General features: G+C 39.1%; 15 protein-coding genes and 1 pseudogene. 6 read left to right on the top strand and 10 right to left on the bottom strand.

Going from position 1 to position 16,741, the window contains the following annotated elements; genetic code table 11:
- Window positions 1–127 precede the first annotated feature (127 nt).
- Window positions 128–1,318 (top strand): EAL domain-containing response regulator, encoded by a 1,191-nt coding sequence (locus ACMZOO_RS02760; protein ID WP_440905281.1) that lies wholly within the window; start codon window positions 128–130, stop codon window positions 1,316–1,318.
- 17 nt (window positions 1,319–1,335) lie between these two features.
- Here ACMZOO_RS02760 and ACMZOO_RS02765 read toward each other — a convergent pair whose 3' ends face one another.
- The 3 genes from ACMZOO_RS02765 to ACMZOO_RS02775 are packed head-to-tail and all read right to left on the bottom strand — an operon-like array spanning window position 1,336 to window position 5,132.
- Window positions 1,336–2,841, bottom strand: coding sequence for an ankyrin repeat domain-containing protein (locus ACMZOO_RS02765; RefSeq protein WP_440905282.1), 1,506 nt, complete (start codon window positions 2,839–2,841; stop codon window positions 1,336–1,338).
- Window positions 2,842–2,853: 12 nt separating this feature from the next.
- Window positions 2,854–4,314: an ankyrin repeat domain-containing protein gene (locus ACMZOO_RS02770; protein WP_440905283.1), complete on the bottom strand. Its 1,461-nt coding sequence runs from the start codon at window positions 4,312–4,314 to the stop codon at window positions 2,854–2,856.
- A 23-nt stretch (window positions 4,315–4,337) separates the two neighbouring features.
- Complete coding sequence (locus ACMZOO_RS02775; protein ID WP_440905284.1) at window positions 4,338–5,132, bottom strand: hypothetical protein; 795 nt, start codon at window positions 5,130–5,132, stop codon at window positions 4,338–4,340.
- A gap of 130 nt (window positions 5,133–5,262) precedes the next feature.
- Here ACMZOO_RS02775 and ACMZOO_RS02780 point away from each other — a divergent pair, with 130 nt between their 5' ends.
- Window positions 5,263–5,490, top strand: a complete 228-nt coding sequence (locus ACMZOO_RS02780) for a hypothetical protein (RefSeq protein WP_440905285.1) — start codon at window positions 5,263–5,265, stop codon at window positions 5,488–5,490.
- 37 nt (window positions 5,491–5,527) lie between these two features.
- On the opposite strand, the gene ACMZOO_RS02785 is transcribed toward ACMZOO_RS02780, so the two are convergent.
- Complete coding sequence (locus tag ACMZOO_RS02785; RefSeq protein WP_440905286.1) at window positions 5,528–5,971, bottom strand: hypothetical protein; 444 nt, start codon at window positions 5,969–5,971, stop codon at window positions 5,528–5,530.
- A gap of 153 nt (window positions 5,972–6,124) precedes the next feature.
- On the opposite strand from ACMZOO_RS02785, the pseudogene ACMZOO_RS02790 reads away from it, so the two are divergent.
- A pseudogene (locus tag ACMZOO_RS02790) lies at window positions 6,125–6,280 on the top strand (IS110 family transposase); the annotation flags it as partial.
- A 61-nt stretch (window positions 6,281–6,341) separates the two neighbouring features.
- Here ACMZOO_RS02790 and pgi read toward each other — a convergent pair.
- Both pgi and tal read right to left on the bottom strand, forming a co-directional pair.
- The gene (gene pgi, locus ACMZOO_RS02795) at window positions 6,342–7,985 is read right to left on the bottom strand and encodes a glucose-6-phosphate isomerase (RefSeq protein WP_440905287.1); all 1,644 of its coding nucleotides are present in this window, start codon (window positions 7,983–7,985) and stop codon (window positions 6,342–6,344) included.
- An 88-nt stretch (window positions 7,986–8,073) separates the two neighbouring features.
- Window positions 8,074–9,027 (bottom strand): transaldolase, encoded by a 954-nt coding sequence (gene tal, locus ACMZOO_RS02800; RefSeq protein ID WP_016955785.1) that lies wholly within the window; start codon window positions 9,025–9,027, stop codon window positions 8,074–8,076.
- Window positions 9,028–9,291: 264 nt separating this feature from the next.
- Here tal and ACMZOO_RS02805 point away from each other — a divergent pair, with 264 nt between their 5' ends.
- The gene (locus tag ACMZOO_RS02805; RefSeq protein ID WP_440905288.1) at window positions 9,292–10,941 is read left to right on the top strand and encodes a response regulator; all 1,650 of its coding nucleotides are present in this window, start codon (window positions 9,292–9,294) and stop codon (window positions 10,939–10,941) included.
- Here the strand turns inward: ACMZOO_RS02805 and ACMZOO_RS02810 are convergent.
- On the bottom strand, window positions 10,915–11,316 hold the full coding sequence (locus ACMZOO_RS02810; RefSeq protein ID WP_440905289.1) for a hypothetical protein: 402 nt from the start codon (window positions 11,314–11,316) through the stop codon (window positions 10,915–10,917). The two genes, ACMZOO_RS02805 and ACMZOO_RS02810, sit on opposite strands and share 27 nt — an antisense overlap.
- A gap of 191 nt (window positions 11,317–11,507) precedes the next feature.
- Window positions 11,508–12,218, bottom strand: coding sequence for a dihydromonapterin reductase (gene folM / locus ACMZOO_RS02815; protein ID WP_440905290.1), 711 nt, complete (start codon window positions 12,216–12,218; stop codon window positions 11,508–11,510).
- A gap of 105 nt (window positions 12,219–12,323) precedes the next feature.
- Here folM and rimO point away from each other — a divergent pair, with 105 nt between their 5' ends.
- Complete coding sequence (gene rimO, locus ACMZOO_RS02820) at window positions 12,324–13,742, top strand: 30S ribosomal protein S12 methylthiotransferase RimO (RefSeq protein WP_440905291.1); 1,419 nt, start codon at window positions 12,324–12,326, stop codon at window positions 13,740–13,742.
- A gap of 513 nt (window positions 13,743–14,255) precedes the next feature.
- Here the strand turns inward: rimO and rnd are convergent.
- Both rnd and ACMZOO_RS02830 read right to left on the bottom strand, forming a co-directional pair.
- Window positions 14,256–15,377 (bottom strand): ribonuclease D, encoded by a 1,122-nt coding sequence (rnd, locus tag ACMZOO_RS02825; RefSeq protein ID WP_440905292.1) that lies wholly within the window; start codon window positions 15,375–15,377, stop codon window positions 14,256–14,258.
- Between the two features lie 21 nt (window positions 15,378–15,398).
- Window positions 15,399–16,391 (bottom strand): nucleoid-associated protein, encoded by a 993-nt coding sequence (locus ACMZOO_RS02830; RefSeq protein WP_440905293.1) that lies wholly within the window; start codon window positions 16,389–16,391, stop codon window positions 15,399–15,401.
- A 130-nt stretch (window positions 16,392–16,521) separates the two neighbouring features.
- Between ACMZOO_RS02830 and ACMZOO_RS02835 the strand changes: the two genes are divergently transcribed.
- Window positions 16,522–16,737 carry a DUF1414 domain-containing protein gene (locus ACMZOO_RS02835; protein ID WP_026016783.1) on the top strand — a complete coding sequence of 72 codons (216 nt, stop codon included), beginning with the start codon at window positions 16,522–16,524 and terminating at the stop codon, window positions 16,735–16,737.
- Window positions 16,738–16,741: the final 4 nt, after the last annotated feature.

Raw genomic sequence — 16,741 nt, forward strand, 5'->3', positions numbered from 1 at the left:
AACACGGTTAACGAACGAGTGACTGAATTTGCGGAAATGTAGTACAAAAAATCGCTCCGTATTCACCTTGTCGCCTCGCAAAAAGCAACTACACTAACAACAAGCACTAGATAAAGGGAGTTACTTTATGACACTAAACAACTGGAACGCACTGCTATTGGATGATAGCCCTTCAATTATAGCGTTAATGACTCAAGTGCTAAAAAATGCAGGGATAACACAAGTTAACGCATTCTCTAACGCCAATGATGCCCTGACCTATTTGGCAAACAATTCAGTCAATATTATTTTTAGTGATTTAAACTTACCGCATATAGACGGTGTTGAATTTATTCGTTTACTCCAACAACACAATTATCCAGGTCATTTAGTTATTGTAAGTTCAATGTCTGCTAAAACGATAAAGTCGGTTGAGCAACTTGCACGCACCTGCAAACTCAATCTTGTCGGCAGTATAGCAAAACCAATTACCGAGCAAGCAGTTGCCAACATGCTGACAAAAGCCAGTGAATATAAAAAACCCAGCCACAGAGCAAATGTCGAAAAACTTAAGATTTATGAGCTGATTAGAGCATTAGAACAACAGCAATTCGATTTGTACTACCAACCCCTGATTTGTAATAAAACCCGCAGAATTATCGGATTAGAAGCGCTAGCACGACTTAACCACCCTTCTAAAGGTTTAGTTTTTCCTGACAGCTTTATTATGGAATTAGAGCACAATGCTTTAATTAAACACCTAACTTACGAACAACTCGACCAAGTATTACAACAAATAGCTAGTTGGCGCGACAAAGGTTTAGCTTTAAGCGTATCGCTCAACATATCAGCTACGCTGCTAATTGAGAAGAATTTGCCAGACATGATCTTCGAGCTCCTGAGCTGTTACAAATTACCGGCGGATAAACTTGTGCTAGAGATCACCGAATCAAGTGTTATAGAGCAGCAGGCAGATATGTTAGAGGTGTTATCACGTTTATCCATGCGTGGTATTAAACTGTCGATAGACGATTTTGGCACTGGCTTTTCATCTGTTGAACGTTTAATTGACCTGCCTTTTAGTGAAATGAAAATTGACAAACAATTTGTCCAAAATGCCGTAACGGATGAAGGACAACGCGCAACACTAGAGTCTATGGTAAATATGGCCAAACGTTTGGGCATGTCAGTTGTACTAGAAGGTATTGAAACCCTTGAACACTGGAACATGGCCTGCCATCTAAGTGGCGATATTTTACAAGGTTATTACATAGCCAAACCTATGCCAGCTAGCGAATTAAGTGATTGGGTTGAAAAATGGCAAAAGGCAACAGCTTAATCAAAATCTTGCTAAAATTAATGCGTCTGAGTGTTTAATAAAACTAATAATTGCTGATAGGCTTGGGTCGCTTGGTTGCATATAGAGCTGTTTACTCCCAACTGCTTATTACAACGGGCAAGAGTCGCGTTTAATGAATCACTGAACCTTTCTACCAAAACTTTACTAGCGTTTTGCATAGACAATATCGTCCTAACTGTATTTGTACTTTGCTCAACTTGTTTGGCAAAGACTTGAGCAAAGTCATTTTTGGAAGACTCTACCAGACTTAAGCTTTTATCCAAACCTCGAAAAGCAGAAAATACAGCCACTTCTAACGCTGCTCCCATGTCATTTTCAACCGACTCAGGTTTCGCAAGCAAAAACGACACCATACTCGTATTGTTTGCATCTATCGCTAGTGCCAATGGCGTATAACCTTTGTTAGTTTTAACATTGGCTGAAAAACCGACTTGTAATAATTTTTCCATAACTTCAACGCGACCGCCAATAGCTGCAACGTGAATTGGCAAATAACTATCTACCCCTTTGTCAAATTCATTTTTAAATCTGAGTAAATCGCCAGAATAACATCCGCTGCCATTACAACTCATACCGCTATACACATTCGCAGTAATTGTGTCCGCTGTTACATGTAAATTTTGGCTTCGGCTTTGTGCCCAATTCAAGATTTCCTCAAGCTGATGAGGCGCAACTAAACCATCTAAAGTCAAATAATGTAATAGCGACATAGCTGGTGAATTAGCTAAATAAAATGCGTATTGCCGCTGCAAACGTAGCATATCAGTTTGATAAAAGTGATAAGTAGCATTCATTGCTAACACAAAATTGTTTTGTTGATACAAATCTAGCAGCGGGTACCACTCTTTTTCAGGCATTTCTAGTTGAAGTGCGCGTAAATACCCAACAGCATCTAACCGTAAGTTATATTTTCGTAATAGTGTATTGGGGTCTTGGGTAATTGCACTACTGATAGTGTCAACCTTTTCATTTATGGCTGTTAGTTGCTTGAGCGCCAGCATGACCTTTGCGGAGACCTGCTGCTGACTTTGGTTAAAGTCACTTTGCCGCATACTTACCCGAGTCCATAAATTGCAGGTTTCGTGATTCAACCAAATTGCTTCAACTTTAACTTTCTGCAGCAATACATCGGACGAGGCTTTTACTGTGTCATTGACACTTGTTCGCATTGAGTTAATTTCTTCTGTTTTGGTAACCGCTTGTTGCATTACCAACTCAGAACGAACACTAACTTCTAGTGTTTCTGCAAGCTCTCGCTGAGCTTCTAGTCTAGATATGCGTCTCAACTGTGAAATACTTAGCATGTTACCAGCACCACTTGTAACACCGTGCCCATACAACAAAGTTTGCTCACCTACCGTTGGGTTGAAAATCCATTCTGGCATTGGCATGCTCGGCAAACTCTTGCACGCAGGATTAACAGCGGCAAAACCGCTGAATGAATACATACAAGGTACAAGAGTGAAAGATAACAGCAAAAATGTCTTTAATTCTTTCGGCATGCTCCTCCCCCCTTACTTTAATAATTTGTATTGATTTAATGTTTTGCTAGCCAAATTGCACACACCATCTATCGATTCGGACAATTTAGTATCATTACATCTTTCTATCGTTTGTTGCACCTGGGTAATCACTCGATGAACGATAGCCGGCTCAATTGGTTGAGACAATCTAATTTTTTCTATCACTTTGTTCGCAAAAGTTATTTGCGCAGGGAATGTGTCGACAAAGTTAGCATTTTTGTTGAGTAAAAAACTGTCTAATCCTCTAAACGCACTAAACATTGCAACTTCAAGTGCAACGCCTAAATCTTGATTTAATGAATCTGGTTGCTGCAATAGATATTCAACTACAGGTTGATTAGCTGCATCTATAGCTAATGCCAAGGGTGTATAACCTTTACGAGTTTGCTTATAGATTGGTGTTCCATTAGCCACAAAAATTTCGATTGATTGCACGCTTCCTGCTATTGCAGCAAAATGAATGGCTTGATATGAGTCAGCTTCGGGAGATAGTTTGTTTCTAAATCTTAGTAAATCCCCTTTATAACATCCAAATCCACCACATTTAAAACCACTATGGCTGGCCAAATTAGCTAACTCACTGGTTAGAGTGGTCAATTTACCTCTTGCACTCGCCCACTCAAGCAACCAAGAAAGATTGACATCAGCTTGCTGTTGATGAAGTGCAATGTAGTGCAGTACGGTTAAATCGTTACCAGAAGCAAGATAAAAGCTATGTCTGTTAAGATAGCGAAACAAATCATTGTCTTTAACTATGTTAAAAGCATTTGCATCAAAAGACATACCATACTGGTCAAATAAATCCAAAACTGCAAACCATTCGTCTTTATCTATCTTTAACTTTAATGCTGACCAATAACCTTGACTATTTAGTTGCAGTTGATGCTGACGCAAAATCACATTTGGATCTGACATAACCGCATTTTCAATTCGAGTTAATTGTTCAGATAATTTAGCGAGTTCATTATTAACTCTATCGCTTATCGACACCGCTGTTTGCTCAAAGTCAGCTTTGACAACACTTACTCGCGTCCAAAGCTGGCACGACTCGCGACTGAACCAAATAGACTCGACTTTACTGTTGTGGAGCAAAACATCCGAATAGGCATCCATTACACCATCCAATAACTGACTTTGCTGAGTATCACCATTTATGTTTGTTAAACTCTGGTTTAATGCCAAAGATGAACGAACACTTAATTGCAATGATTCGCTGAGTTCAAGCATAGCAGCACGATGAGACTGTCGTTTCAGCTCAAAAAAATCTACTTTGGCTTGTGTAGCGCTAGCACTTCCAACACCATAAAGTTTGCTCTCATCGCCTATTCCCGGGTTCATCACCCATTCAGGCATCTGCATGTTCGGAAAAGCCAAACAAGCATTGTTAGCCGCTTGCAGCGGATATTGAAAAGAAACCAGTAACGCAAGCAACAATCCTTTATACCTGTTCATAAGCCAGCTTCAATGATATTCATTTAAACACCAAATTTTGTAAAACCAAGAATATTAGAACTTCGAAAACTTTTAGATGATTCTTGGTTCAACTTGTTATTAGAGGGATCAGCCAGAATAACTCTGATATCTACTTTGTCTGACGCTATAGGGCTAAAAGATATGGCAGTTCCTGTTGGAGGGACATACATAATTAAATGCAGTGAAAATGTTTTGTTGGAACCGTATGCTGTCGCTGTTGTTGTAGGTGTAAAAAAACCACTGCCTATTCCACTTGACGATACTTCAAACTCTTCATTAGTTAATACAAAAGAGCCTGAGTCGCTAGAGGTGAAACCAGCTTCAATAATGGCGTTTGGGGCTGAAGATAGTCGATATTCAAAATCTACAGTAAATTCAATCAAATCATTTTCTTGAACTTGCTTTGGTGAATAATACGTAATCTCTACAACGTCATTTTCACATTTTTCTGGGATTGATGTTTGTTTGGTAAACAATGTCGGCTCACCATTTTCGACATCTGAAACCGAAGCTATTTGTAAACTTGTTCCATCAAAACTGACGATAAAGTCTTGCTCAAAGCCTTTTTCTCCAAATTTAAGGTTATCATTGATGATTTGGCCTGAAGCGCTTTCGTTGACAGAATATCCTTCATACAAAGAACATTCACGTAAGCGAACATGACCCTTCCTATTAATATCGAGGTATACATCTGCAAATGCTGAATACCAATAACCAGCAAATTCGTTATCTTCTTGGTTAGTAGAGTTACCACAAGAGACCACAAAAAGAATACATACCAAAATAAATACTTTCATAAATAACACCCAACTCCTTTGGTTAGTATCGCCCGGTTATAGGGCGGAAAGATTCAGAATCGCTTTGCATGAGTAATTCATTTGAACACTCACATCTAGATTAATTTATGCAATAAGTAGTTAGCTTATTATGAATCCAAATACAAAGCAAAATATGAACGCCAGTGTCGATAGAGGTAAATTTCAACTCGACATGTATATCCAACCAAAAGAGCTGACGATGAATAAATTAAGTGGTCAAAATAAGGGGGAAAGGAAAGCTAGAAAAGTTGCCATAATGGCTTCGGTTAGCAAGATAGTTGTCCTACTAAATTCTATATTCAGACATGGTGTTTTATCGGAAGCGCCAGCAGCTTAATATTGACTATTGACGCCATATTCTCTTGTTAGACACGTTAAAACTTATACCCTAGAATCAACGATAAAGTAGGCAAAGTATCAATTTCTCCAGTACCGTTCCAATTACCGGATTCATTTTCAAAACCGACTTCTTCACGAGTATATCCAACACCTAGCCCAGCTAAAAAGCCTTTAGACGTGAAAGAATTAAAATGATACGAGTAGGTTATGAAACCAAACCCCTCATCACTTGATAATAACTCACTTCCCCAAGTAACTCCAAGGCTGTGTTTTTTATTTTTACTTACGGCTAGTTCCAGGCCAGTCGAATACCCTACCAACCCCAAAGAGGCATATACTTTAAAAATATCTATTTTTGCAGCGTATTGTACACCCAATGTGGGACTCCCAAATGGGTAGCCTAACCCAACAGATATTTCGGTTTCATTAGCTGCACTCGCAAATGAGATTAAGGTGAAGAGTAGAATAATAAATTTCATTAAATATATATTTCGATATAGTTGATGGATGCACATAGCATAAAAGCTTGGCTAAAATAGGAACGAAGTGACGCAGCCAAGCTTTTTGCGTCCCTTGATAATTGCATTGATACTCATTGAGCCTCCTTTTTAGCTTGCCACATAGGCTAAGCTAAAAATGATAAAATTGATGCATTTAAAATTGCTTCTCTTATCCGAGGTGGTACATTTCCACTTGACTACGTTTACCCAGCTAAAATGCGCGCAACTCGTGATTTACTCCGCCGTCGTACTAGAATTGTCCGCTTTGGAGCTGATTTAAAAGCGCATACAAAAAAGGCCGCATTCGCGACCTTTCTAAGCATTATTTTGGCTACTGCCAAATTACATATTAAGCATTACGATTACGGAAACGCTCAATTAATGCATTAGTAGAGCTGTCACCATTTAACTCAATTGAGCTGTCTTCTAATTTAGCTAAAACGTCGTTACCCAACACTTTACCTAATTCAACACCCCATTGGTCAAACGAGTTAATACCCCAAATAATACCTTGTACAAATACTTTGTGTTCGTACATAGCAATTAACTGACCTAAAGCTTTAGGGGTTAATTTTTCCATCAAAATAGTATTAGTTGGTTTGTTACCTTCAAATACTTTTTGTGGAGCTACTTTTTCAATTTGTTCGTCAGTTAAACCTTTACCAGCAAATTCAGCTTTAACTTGCTCAACAGTCTTACCTTGCATTAATGCTTGGGTTTGACCAAAACAGTTAGAAGCTAACATAGCGTGGTGGTTGGTCATTTCGTGCTGAGAATGCAATGGCATAATAAAGTCAGCAGGAATTAGCACAGTACCTTGGTGAATTAACTGGTGGAAAGCGTGTTGACCATTTGTACCTTCACCACCCCAAATTACTGGGCCAGTTGCATAGTCTAAGTAGTCACCAGTTGGTGTAGCAGACTTACCGTTAGATTCCATATCTAACTGTTGTACATATGCAGGGAAACCACGTAAATAGTGATCGTATGGCAACAATACATGGCTTTGTGCACCAAAGAAGTTGATATACCAAACACCTAACACACCTAATAACGCAGGTACGTTTTCTTCTAAAGGCGCAGTTAAGAAATGCTGATCCATTTCATAAGCACCGTCTAACAACTCTTCAAAGTTGTCGAAACCTAGTGCTAGTGCAATTGGTAAACCGATTGCTGACCATAATGAGTAACGGCCGCCAACCCAATCCCACATTGGGAAGATGTTGTCTGCGTCCATACCAAATTCAGTTGCAGCTTTAATGTTTGAAGAAACACACATAAAGTGTTTAGCGATATCTTCAAATTTACCGCCATTTTCTAAGAACCAAGCTTTAGCAGTTTCAGTGTTTTTTAATGTTTCTTGCGTACCAAACGACTTAGAAGACATTAATACTAAAGTGGTTTCAATTGGCAATGTAGCTAAAACGTCATGGATGTGAGAACCGTCAACGTTAGCAACAAAGTGAACTTTAAGGCCATCAACACGATAAGGCTTTAACGCCTCAGTCATAATTTTAGGACCTAAGAAAGAGCCACCAATACCGATAGCTAATACGTCAGTAAATTGCTTACCTGTGTAACCAGTACGCGTACCATTGTGAACTTCGTTCACGAATGCTTTCATTTTAGCTAAAGTCGCTTGTACTTCTGGCATTACATCTACACCGTCACACAATACAGGCTTGCCTGATTTGTTACGTAATGCAGTGTGTAATACAGCACGGTCTTCTGAAGTATTAATACGTGCGCCAGCAAACATGCCGTCACGTTTTTCTTCAACTTGCGCTTCACGCGCTAAGTCTAATAACAATGCTTTGGTTTCTTCAGTAATACGGTTTTTCGAGTAATCTAACTCTATGCCACAAGCTTGAGCTGAAAACTTAGCAAAACGCTCAGAATCTTGTGCAAACAAGTCGCGCATATGTAGGTTTTTAGCTTGCTCGAAGTGAGCTTGCAAAGCTTGATAGCTTTTTAACTGTGTAAATAAAGCCATAATCTTGTTCTTTATAATCTTTTATGTGAATGCGTAAAACAAACAAGGCGGTGAAATACCGCCTTGTAACTTAAAAATATGCGGCTAATTAAAGCTTAGCGCGTAACATATCTTCTAGTTTGTTTTGGTCGATAGCAAAGTTACGGATACCTTCAGCTAACTTCTCAGTAGCCATTGCATCTTGGTTATGCTCCCAACGGAATTGATCTTCAGTCATACGAGCTGGACGCTCTTTGATTTCACCGTTGTAAGATAATTTAACCGGTAACTCACCTTCAACTGCTTCTAACTCTTCTAACAAGTTAGGACCAATTGTTAAACGGTCACAGCCAGCTAATTCAGTAATTTCGTCGATGTTACGGAAGCTTGCGCCCATAACAACAGTTTCATAACCGTGCTCTTTGTAGTAGTTGTAAATGCTAGTTACAGAAACAACACCTGGATCTTCGCTTGGTGCATAGCTGTCTTTACCTTCAGCTTTTTTGTACCAGTCTAAGATACGGCCAACAAATGGAGAGATTAAGAAAGCGCCAGCTTCAGCACATGCACGTGCTTGAGCGAAGCTGAATAATAGAGTTAAGTTACAGTTAATGCCTTCTTGCTCTAAAACTTCAGCAGCTTGAATACCTTCCCAAGTAGAAGCTAATTTAATTAATACACGCTCGTTAGCAATGCCAGCGTCGTTGTATAATTTCATTAGTTTACGAGCTTTAGCAAGTGAACCTTCTTTGTCGAAAGATAAACGTGCGTCAACTTCTGTAGAAATACGGCCAGGGACGATTTTTAAGATTTCTAAACCGATGTTTACTGCTAACTTGTCGCCAGCATCGATGATTTGTTGCTCAACATCGTTAGATTGTGCTTTAGCCCACTCAATTGCGTCAGCAATTAAAGTGTCATACTCAGGAATTTGAGCAGCTTTTAATAAAAGGCTTGGGTTAGTTGTTGCATCTTGAGGCTTGAACTTTTTGATTGCCTCAATATCACCAGTATCAGCAACAACTGTAGTTAATTTACGTAGGTTTTCCAGCTTAGTAGTCATGTATAGCTATCCTATAATTTCAGTTGGTCTAACAAAATTTTTAAAATTATTGCGCGCATTATACAGGAATTGGTGTATTCGTGCATTCATCAATAATGCCACACGCCATTCACAAAATGTATGACGGATATTAGCAAAGTCGTATTAATATGACTATATTTATGCTAACGTCAATTTAATTTGTTTAAGTAACAACTATAACGTCAATTAAGTTACACTTATGTTAATCTTTTTATTTGCATTTTTTTGTTAGGTAGCCACTTTATGGTTATGCGCAGTAGTTTTTACGCAAAAAAGAAAGTCATGATAGTGGATGATTGCGAGCCAATTCGCTCGGCCGTAAAAGGTATGTTACAGAAAATAGGTTTTGTGCATATAACCTCGGCCGCTAACGGCAATCAAGCATTGCAAATAGCTACCGACACTCGTTTCGATTTTATCCTCGCAGATTTTAACTTAGGTGAAGGCAAAGACGGCTATCAGTTATTTGAAGAGTTAAAACACAAAAAACTCCTCGCCCCTCAAACTTGTTTCTTTATGATTTCAGCAGAAAACCGTCGTCCATATGTACATGGTTTAGTTGAACTACAGCCAGATGACTTTTTGCTCAAACCTTTTACCTATAAAGGCTTAGAAATGCGCTTTTCACGCGCACTAGCCAAAAAGGTAGCACTGAATAAGGTTTATCAAGCAATTAATGATGACCAAACCGATGTCGCTGTGGCTGAATGTAATACTTTAATAAAAGAAGACCCCTCTAGCGCATTAATTGCTTTACGTATGAAAGGAGAATTGTTGCTTAAACAAGATAAAGCCGACCGAGCACTTAAGCTATACAGCAACGTTTTAAAAAAACGTGAAGCGAGTTGGGCATTATTGGGCAAAGCCATTGCCACATTAAAAAGTGGCGACTTGGTTGATGCTGAATCTCAACTTTTTGAGTTGCTCGACCGCGACGATACCAGATTAGAAGCATACGACTGGTTAGGCCGATTAAACATAGTGCGTGAAGATACAGTAACAGCTTTTGAGATGTTAATGGAAGCGGGTAAAATTTCGCCACGCAACTTATTTAGGCAGCGCGCCATAGCCAACCTAGCAATTGCAAATGGCGAAACCGAAGAAGCAGTACGAGCCTATTCACGTATTTTAAAAGACAGTCGATTTTCAGTATTTGATACACCAGAAAATTATCTAAATTTCGCCCGTTGTTTGCTCGATTTAAGTAACGACTCAAACAAACTTGAAATTGCCAAACAAATTACTAAGTGTACTGATTTACTAAAGGATATAGACAAACGCTTTTATTCTGAAGCAGTCAGAGCGCAAGAGCTGGTAATCAAAGCTCGTGTACAAGTGCTTAAGGGCAATATGGAAGATGCACGTAACAATCTTGAAGAAAGTGAAAAACACGACTCCCCCTACGACACAGTAGACGACCGCTTAGACAAAGCGAAAGCTTATTTCTCAACCGGTAATTTATCGCGCAGTGATGAAATTATGGAAACGCTAAATGAGGTTGCTGGCCATGATGACCTTATTTCAACCACGCTACAGGTTTTGATTAACAAAGAAAAAGCCAGCCATGAAGAATTACGTGAACGTATTCGAGCATTAAATAACGAAGGTTTAGCTTTATATCAAAAAGCTATGTATCCACAGTCGGTTGAATGTTTTGTTGAAGCCTACCAATATATGCCAAACAACGCGAGTTTGGCACTAAACTTAGTACAAGCAATTACTAAGGTTGGCACCTTCTTAACTCAAGGGAAAAACCCCAAAGAAATGAAGTCTATGTGCCAAAATTGCGTGAATATCATTGAGCAATCAGACTTATCCGAAAACAATATGCGACGATATCACGCTATCAAAGACGAGCTCGTAGCGCTACTTAGCGCCAAAGATATAGCTTAATCCTATTACAGCCAATAACACTATATACGGATACATAACTGTTGGTTTTAGCGAGTTACATAAATAAGCTTTAACTAACCCAAAAACACCGGGGCGCTGCTTTTGCCATTCAGTATTAAATGCAGGTGCACAAGGATTTTGTTCAATTTGTAATAAACGTACTTCAAAACGTGATTGAAAGGTTTTCCAAATACCATCTTGCAACCACAAGATAGCGACAACAGCCAGCAACAAACACACTTGCATATTCGTGATTAAACCAACAAAGGTTAAAATCACAGCTAACAGTTTGATCGCCAGCGAGCCAAACTCATATTTATCGTAAGCTTGTTGTAATGTTTGCCATTCAATATAGTTTTGCGGTGTTTTATCCATTTAAATTTCCAAACTTTTTATAAAACTTAATTTCTATTTAACAATTTTTCTTAGAGCAAATAAGCAACAGACCACAGCGATTGACGTTGTTAATTTTAGGGTGAAATTTTTTCTTAGAACAAGGCAAATTTGTGCGTCAATAGCTTGTCTATTGCAAACAAGTTTAACGCAGTTATAAGGTAAAATAGCCGCTAAAATGCGATATGACGGCCACCGTCTAGTTTCAGCTGGCGTCCCGTCATATAGTTACTTTTGAGTATAAAACTCACAGCCTCAACAATTTCTTGCGCGCCTGGCTCAATGCCTAGTACTGATTTCTTCAATGTTTTTGCTCTATATGCGTCATCATCGTCTTGATTAAACATTAAAAGCGATGGTGCAATGGTATTTACTTTAACCTTAGGTGCAAATTTTTTCGCAAACGACAAAGTTAAATTATCTAGCGCAGCTTTACTTGCACAATAAGCGATATGCTTGTCACTACCCTTCTCTACCGTGTAGTCAGTAATATGGATAATATCTGCAATTTCTTCACAAGCAGACAATTTTTCAGCAAGAGATAAATTAATCAAATAAGGTGCTTCAACATGAATTTGCATCATGTACTTTAATAGTTCAGCGTCAATTCTGCCTTGCTCTGCACACCAGTCACTGGCATTGTGCACAATAGCTCGCACGCTAGCCACATTTTCTTGTACCCAAGCAATAAAATCATCAACGCCTTGGGTAGATGAAAAATCAGCTTGGACACAGCTAACACCTTTTTCTTGCAGTTGTGTAACACCAACTCGTTCACTTCTATATGTCGCGACAACATTAAAACCTGAAGCTTGCAAATGCAAAGCGAGTGCTAATCCAACTCTTTGTGCAGCGCCGGTAATAATTACTGCGTTTTCTATCACTTTTTACCTCTATCATGCACTAAGCTTTCAGTGCCATATTATAATTAATCTGCTATTATTCGCGCCCCAAAATCAGCTTGTTTTAATGCCAACGGTGAGGTCTTTATGTCTGTTAATCAATTTGATCCAAAACAAACCACTACGTTAGATGCCCCTAAAAAGGTTTTAGCGGATCAGTCTAATGCAAGCGTTAATCTTGCAAAAGATACCACAGGCAATAAAAAAGTGGGCTTTGTTAGCCTTGGTTGCCCAAAAAACTTAGTTGATTCTGAACGTATTTTAACCCAACTTCGCACCGAAGGTTATGAAGTGGTGCCAAGTTATCACGATGCAGGCATAGTCATTGTAAATACCTGTGGTTTTATCGACTCAGCTGTACAAGAGTCACTTGATACCATTGGTGAAGCTTTACAAGAAAATGGCAAGGTGTTGGTAACTGGCTGTTTAGGTGCAAAAGAAGACGAAATAAAAGAAGTTTACCCAAATGTATTGGGGATCACTGGCCCACACGCATACGAAAATGTAATGGAACAAGTGCATACCCATTTACCAAAACCAGGCCAAGTACCCTTTGCCGCACAAGTGCCAGATACGGGCGTTAAATTAACCCCAAAACATTATGCGTATTTAAAAATATCTGAAGGCTGTAATCACAGATGTAGCTTCTGCATTATTCCGTCGATGCGTGGTGATTTAGACTCGCGCGCTATTGGTGAAGTTTTAAGCGAAGCTCAAAGGCTTAAAGCTGCAGGCGTGAAAGAGTTGTTAGTCATTTCGCAAGATACCTCAGCCTATGGCGTAGACCGCAAAAACAAAACAGAGTTTTTCGACGGCATGCCAATTAAGAGTAATTTTAAAACCTTGTGCCAACAGTTAAGCAAAATGGGCATTTGGGTACGTTTGCATTATGTGTATCCATACCCGCATGTTGATGAAATTGTGCCATTAATGGCGCAAGGTGCTTTGTTGCCTTATTTAGACATTCCATTCCAGCATGCCAGCAAACGTATTTTAAAATTAATGAAGCGCCCAGGTAATGTAGATAAAACCTTAGAGCGTATTCAAAAATGGCGTGAGCTTTGTCCTGAATTAGTTATTCGTTCTACCTTTATTGTTGGTTTTCCGGGTGAAACCGAAGAAGAATTTGAAGAGTTATTAGACTTTTTACAAGCGGCTAAATTAGACAGAGTTGGTTGTTTTAAATACTCACCTGTCGAAGGTGCAACTGCGAATGATTTACCCGATCATGTACCTGAAGATGTTAAAGAAGAACGTTTCCACCGTTTTATGCAATTACAGCAACAAATCAGTGAAGAACGCTTAGCCACCCGTGTTGGTAAAACTTACCAAATTTTAATTGATGAAGTAGACGAAGAAGGCGCAATTGGCCGTTGTTTTGCCGATGCACCAGAAATTGACGGCGTGGTTTATTTAAATGACGAAACCAAACATAAACCGGGAGATCTTGTTGAAGCGAAAATTATCGCCTCTGACGAATACGATTTATGGGCGGAATCAATTTAACATCATTGAAGCGCGAATAAATTGTTCGCGCTTTGACTTAACTGGCCGAGAAACGGCCACTTGCTTGGAATATTTTTCACAAAAACGCTTCAAGTCTGTCCCTAGATCGCTCACAAAAGATATCCCTCTCTTTTGAAGTTTTGTTCAAAACATTTCCAATCAAATAGCCTTGCTAATGGGCTGCTGGAGCACAAGCTCTTTTTCAGCCTGCGATAAAAAAGCCTGACAAAGCACACTCACATGCTAATTTTTTTTTGAAATGCACGCTCAAGCCGCAGCTTCAGGTTAAAAATATTGAAGCAATAACTTAGAGCAAAACCTCTTTTTCATGAGCGAAGAAGAACCGAAGCAATAAAGAAGTCTGATAAAGCATACTTGAATGCTAATTTTCTAAAACTTCACAAGAAAGGGATTTCTTGTGCGAGCGGCCCAAGGACGGGTTTAAAGCGATTTTAGAAAATTATGCTTCAAGTGTGCTTAATTGCACCACACTCTAAGAGTACACATCAAAAATCACTCAGAAATAGCAGTTTTAAAAGCCTCAGCTAATAACGCCCCACGCCACCCCAAAGTTACATCAGGCTCAACATCACGGCTCCACTCAGTCACCTGCCAATGATAACCAATGAATTGATTAATCAAACGCTTAGGTGCAAGCAACTCAACACTAATGTTCTGACCTTCGGCGACATCCGCTGCAAGGTTTTTAAGCTTGCTATAAATTTTCTTATAACCAGAAATTTCCGCAACACGTTTAATTTTTGCGGGGCACGCTTCTTCAGGTACAGCTTTGCCCGCTTCAATACAAGCTAGCATAGCTTTGCCGTGACGTTTAATTTCCATCGGATGAATACCCGGAATATTAAACATGCTTTTAAAACTACCAGGTCTGCGCTGGCATAAAGTAACAATACTGCGCTCGTGCACGACAAAATTAAGCGCTAAGTTTTTTTCAACCGCATAATTAAAACGCCATTCAATCAACTTAGCCAAAATCGCCAATTCTCGAGGAGTTAACTCCCAAGCGCTTTTAACATCACGCCAAGCAAGTGTAGGATCAACCTCTTGAGTACGTTTACTAATTAAGCCTGTTACCTCTTGCTCAACATAATCAAGCATATTGATATCCACTAGCTTTTGCATTTGGATATCAAAAATCGGCAGTAAATAGCGTACATCGTCAGCCGCGTAATCAAGCTGTTGCGGGCTTAGTGGGCGTTTTAACCAGTTGGTACGGGCATGTCCTTTATCTAATTCAACACCTTGATATTGAGCGACCATAGCCCCTAAACCAATTGAAGCATTGTCGCTAATAAATGCGTGGGCTATTTGAGTGTCAAAAAAAGCGGTTGGTGTTGCCTTTAATCCAACTTTTAATACTTCGATATCTTCACCGCATGAATGAATTACTTTAATCACATCTGGCGATTCAACCAATTGTTTAAGTGGCGACAAATCATCAAGTGCTAGTGGATCAATTAAATATACATTGTCTCGGTCTGCTATCTGTACTAATCCCAAAGCAGGGTAAAAGGTGCGCTCTCTAACAAACTCAGTATCAAGTGCAATAACAGGTTGTTGCAGCAAGTTGCTGCAACACAGTTCTAATTCGGTTTGGCTGGTAATAAACTGCACTGGTTATGAATATCCTTGTGTTTAATTCGCTTTTAACGCTTTTTTCAATGCATCTAATAAATTCGGCGGAATTTTATTAAAAGTTAAAGTTTGTGCTTGCGCATCAAATTCAACTTTTTCACCTAATAATTCGCGATCAAACGAAATACTCATGCCACCACCTTGGCCGAAAAATTTCTGCATACCTTTAGTTGCTGAAGCATATACAGGGCATTCTTCGCTAAAGTCATCCGCTTGTGCAGCCGAATCATAAAAGCCGGCAATACCAGTTTTTTCTTCAATTTCTTGCGACAGGTTTTTCACTTGCATAAATTCGCCGCTTTGAGCGGCCATTTTCATTGCTTCAACCGAAACATCACGAATCGCTTGGCTTTTTTCATTGTCAGTTGAGTTGTCTTCAATAAATTTTTCAACACTTTCAACGAGCTTTTGTGTCGCGTCTTTTGCATTCATTTTTTCTTCAATAGCAAAAGCTTCTGCCATAAAGTCGCCAATTTTGCGCCCTACTCGACCTTTAATATAACCAATTGAGCGTGGTGAATCAGGGTTAATAGATAGTTCACTTAAATCAATTTGCAAAGCCAGCGAAATATTGGCTATATCCAAATATTGTGAGCGCTGTGGGTTTATTGCTTCACTTAACTGTACCGACTCTTTCACCCCTAACATAGTGGCGAGAATATATTGCGTAGCTAAATGCTGATAATGCGCAATTACTAAGATAGTTTCTGCGGGTAAAGTTTCAGGCGTTAACCCTTCTAACATACGCTCTGCAACATTATCAGCAATTTGTTGCATATCTTCGCCAGCTTTAATTTGCGCAAATACAGCTGAATCAGCCGCGAAACTACAATATTGTTTTTGACCTTTTTTAGTAAACGACTGATGAATTTCACCAGCTAAAAAATCGGCATTGTCGCCGCCTACTTGCGTACAAGTATCCAATTGAAGAGAGAGTTTGTCGTCTTTTAAGCGATAACGATTAAAGTATAAAGTTGCTTTGGTAACTACCATAAATGCTCGTTGTTTGTAATTTTTACCAGTTTACTGCGGCATAATTTTATACCAGTGGTATAATTGCGCCGTCTGCCGATTTTGGCATTGTATCATGGGTTACCCCGCAGTTAAGAGATTTTCAAATTTTATGGCGCAAACTAGCAAATTTTCAGATCAAGATTTAGACCGAGTTGTATCAGCATTAAAAATAGCTTTATCAGCACAAAAAGCTCCGGCTAACTTATCTTTAGTGGCACTCGGTACTTTAGTTAGTGAAGTAATTGATAATAATTTTCCACAAGACAAACAAAAAGCCATAGCTGAAAACTTTGCTAAAGCACTGCAGGATTCAATTAAGGACTAATTGA

This window comes from Catenovulum sp. SX2 (assembly GCF_052056295.1).
In the GTDB taxonomy this organism is placed as follows: Bacteria; Pseudomonadota; Gammaproteobacteria; order Enterobacterales; family Alteromonadaceae; genus Catenovulum.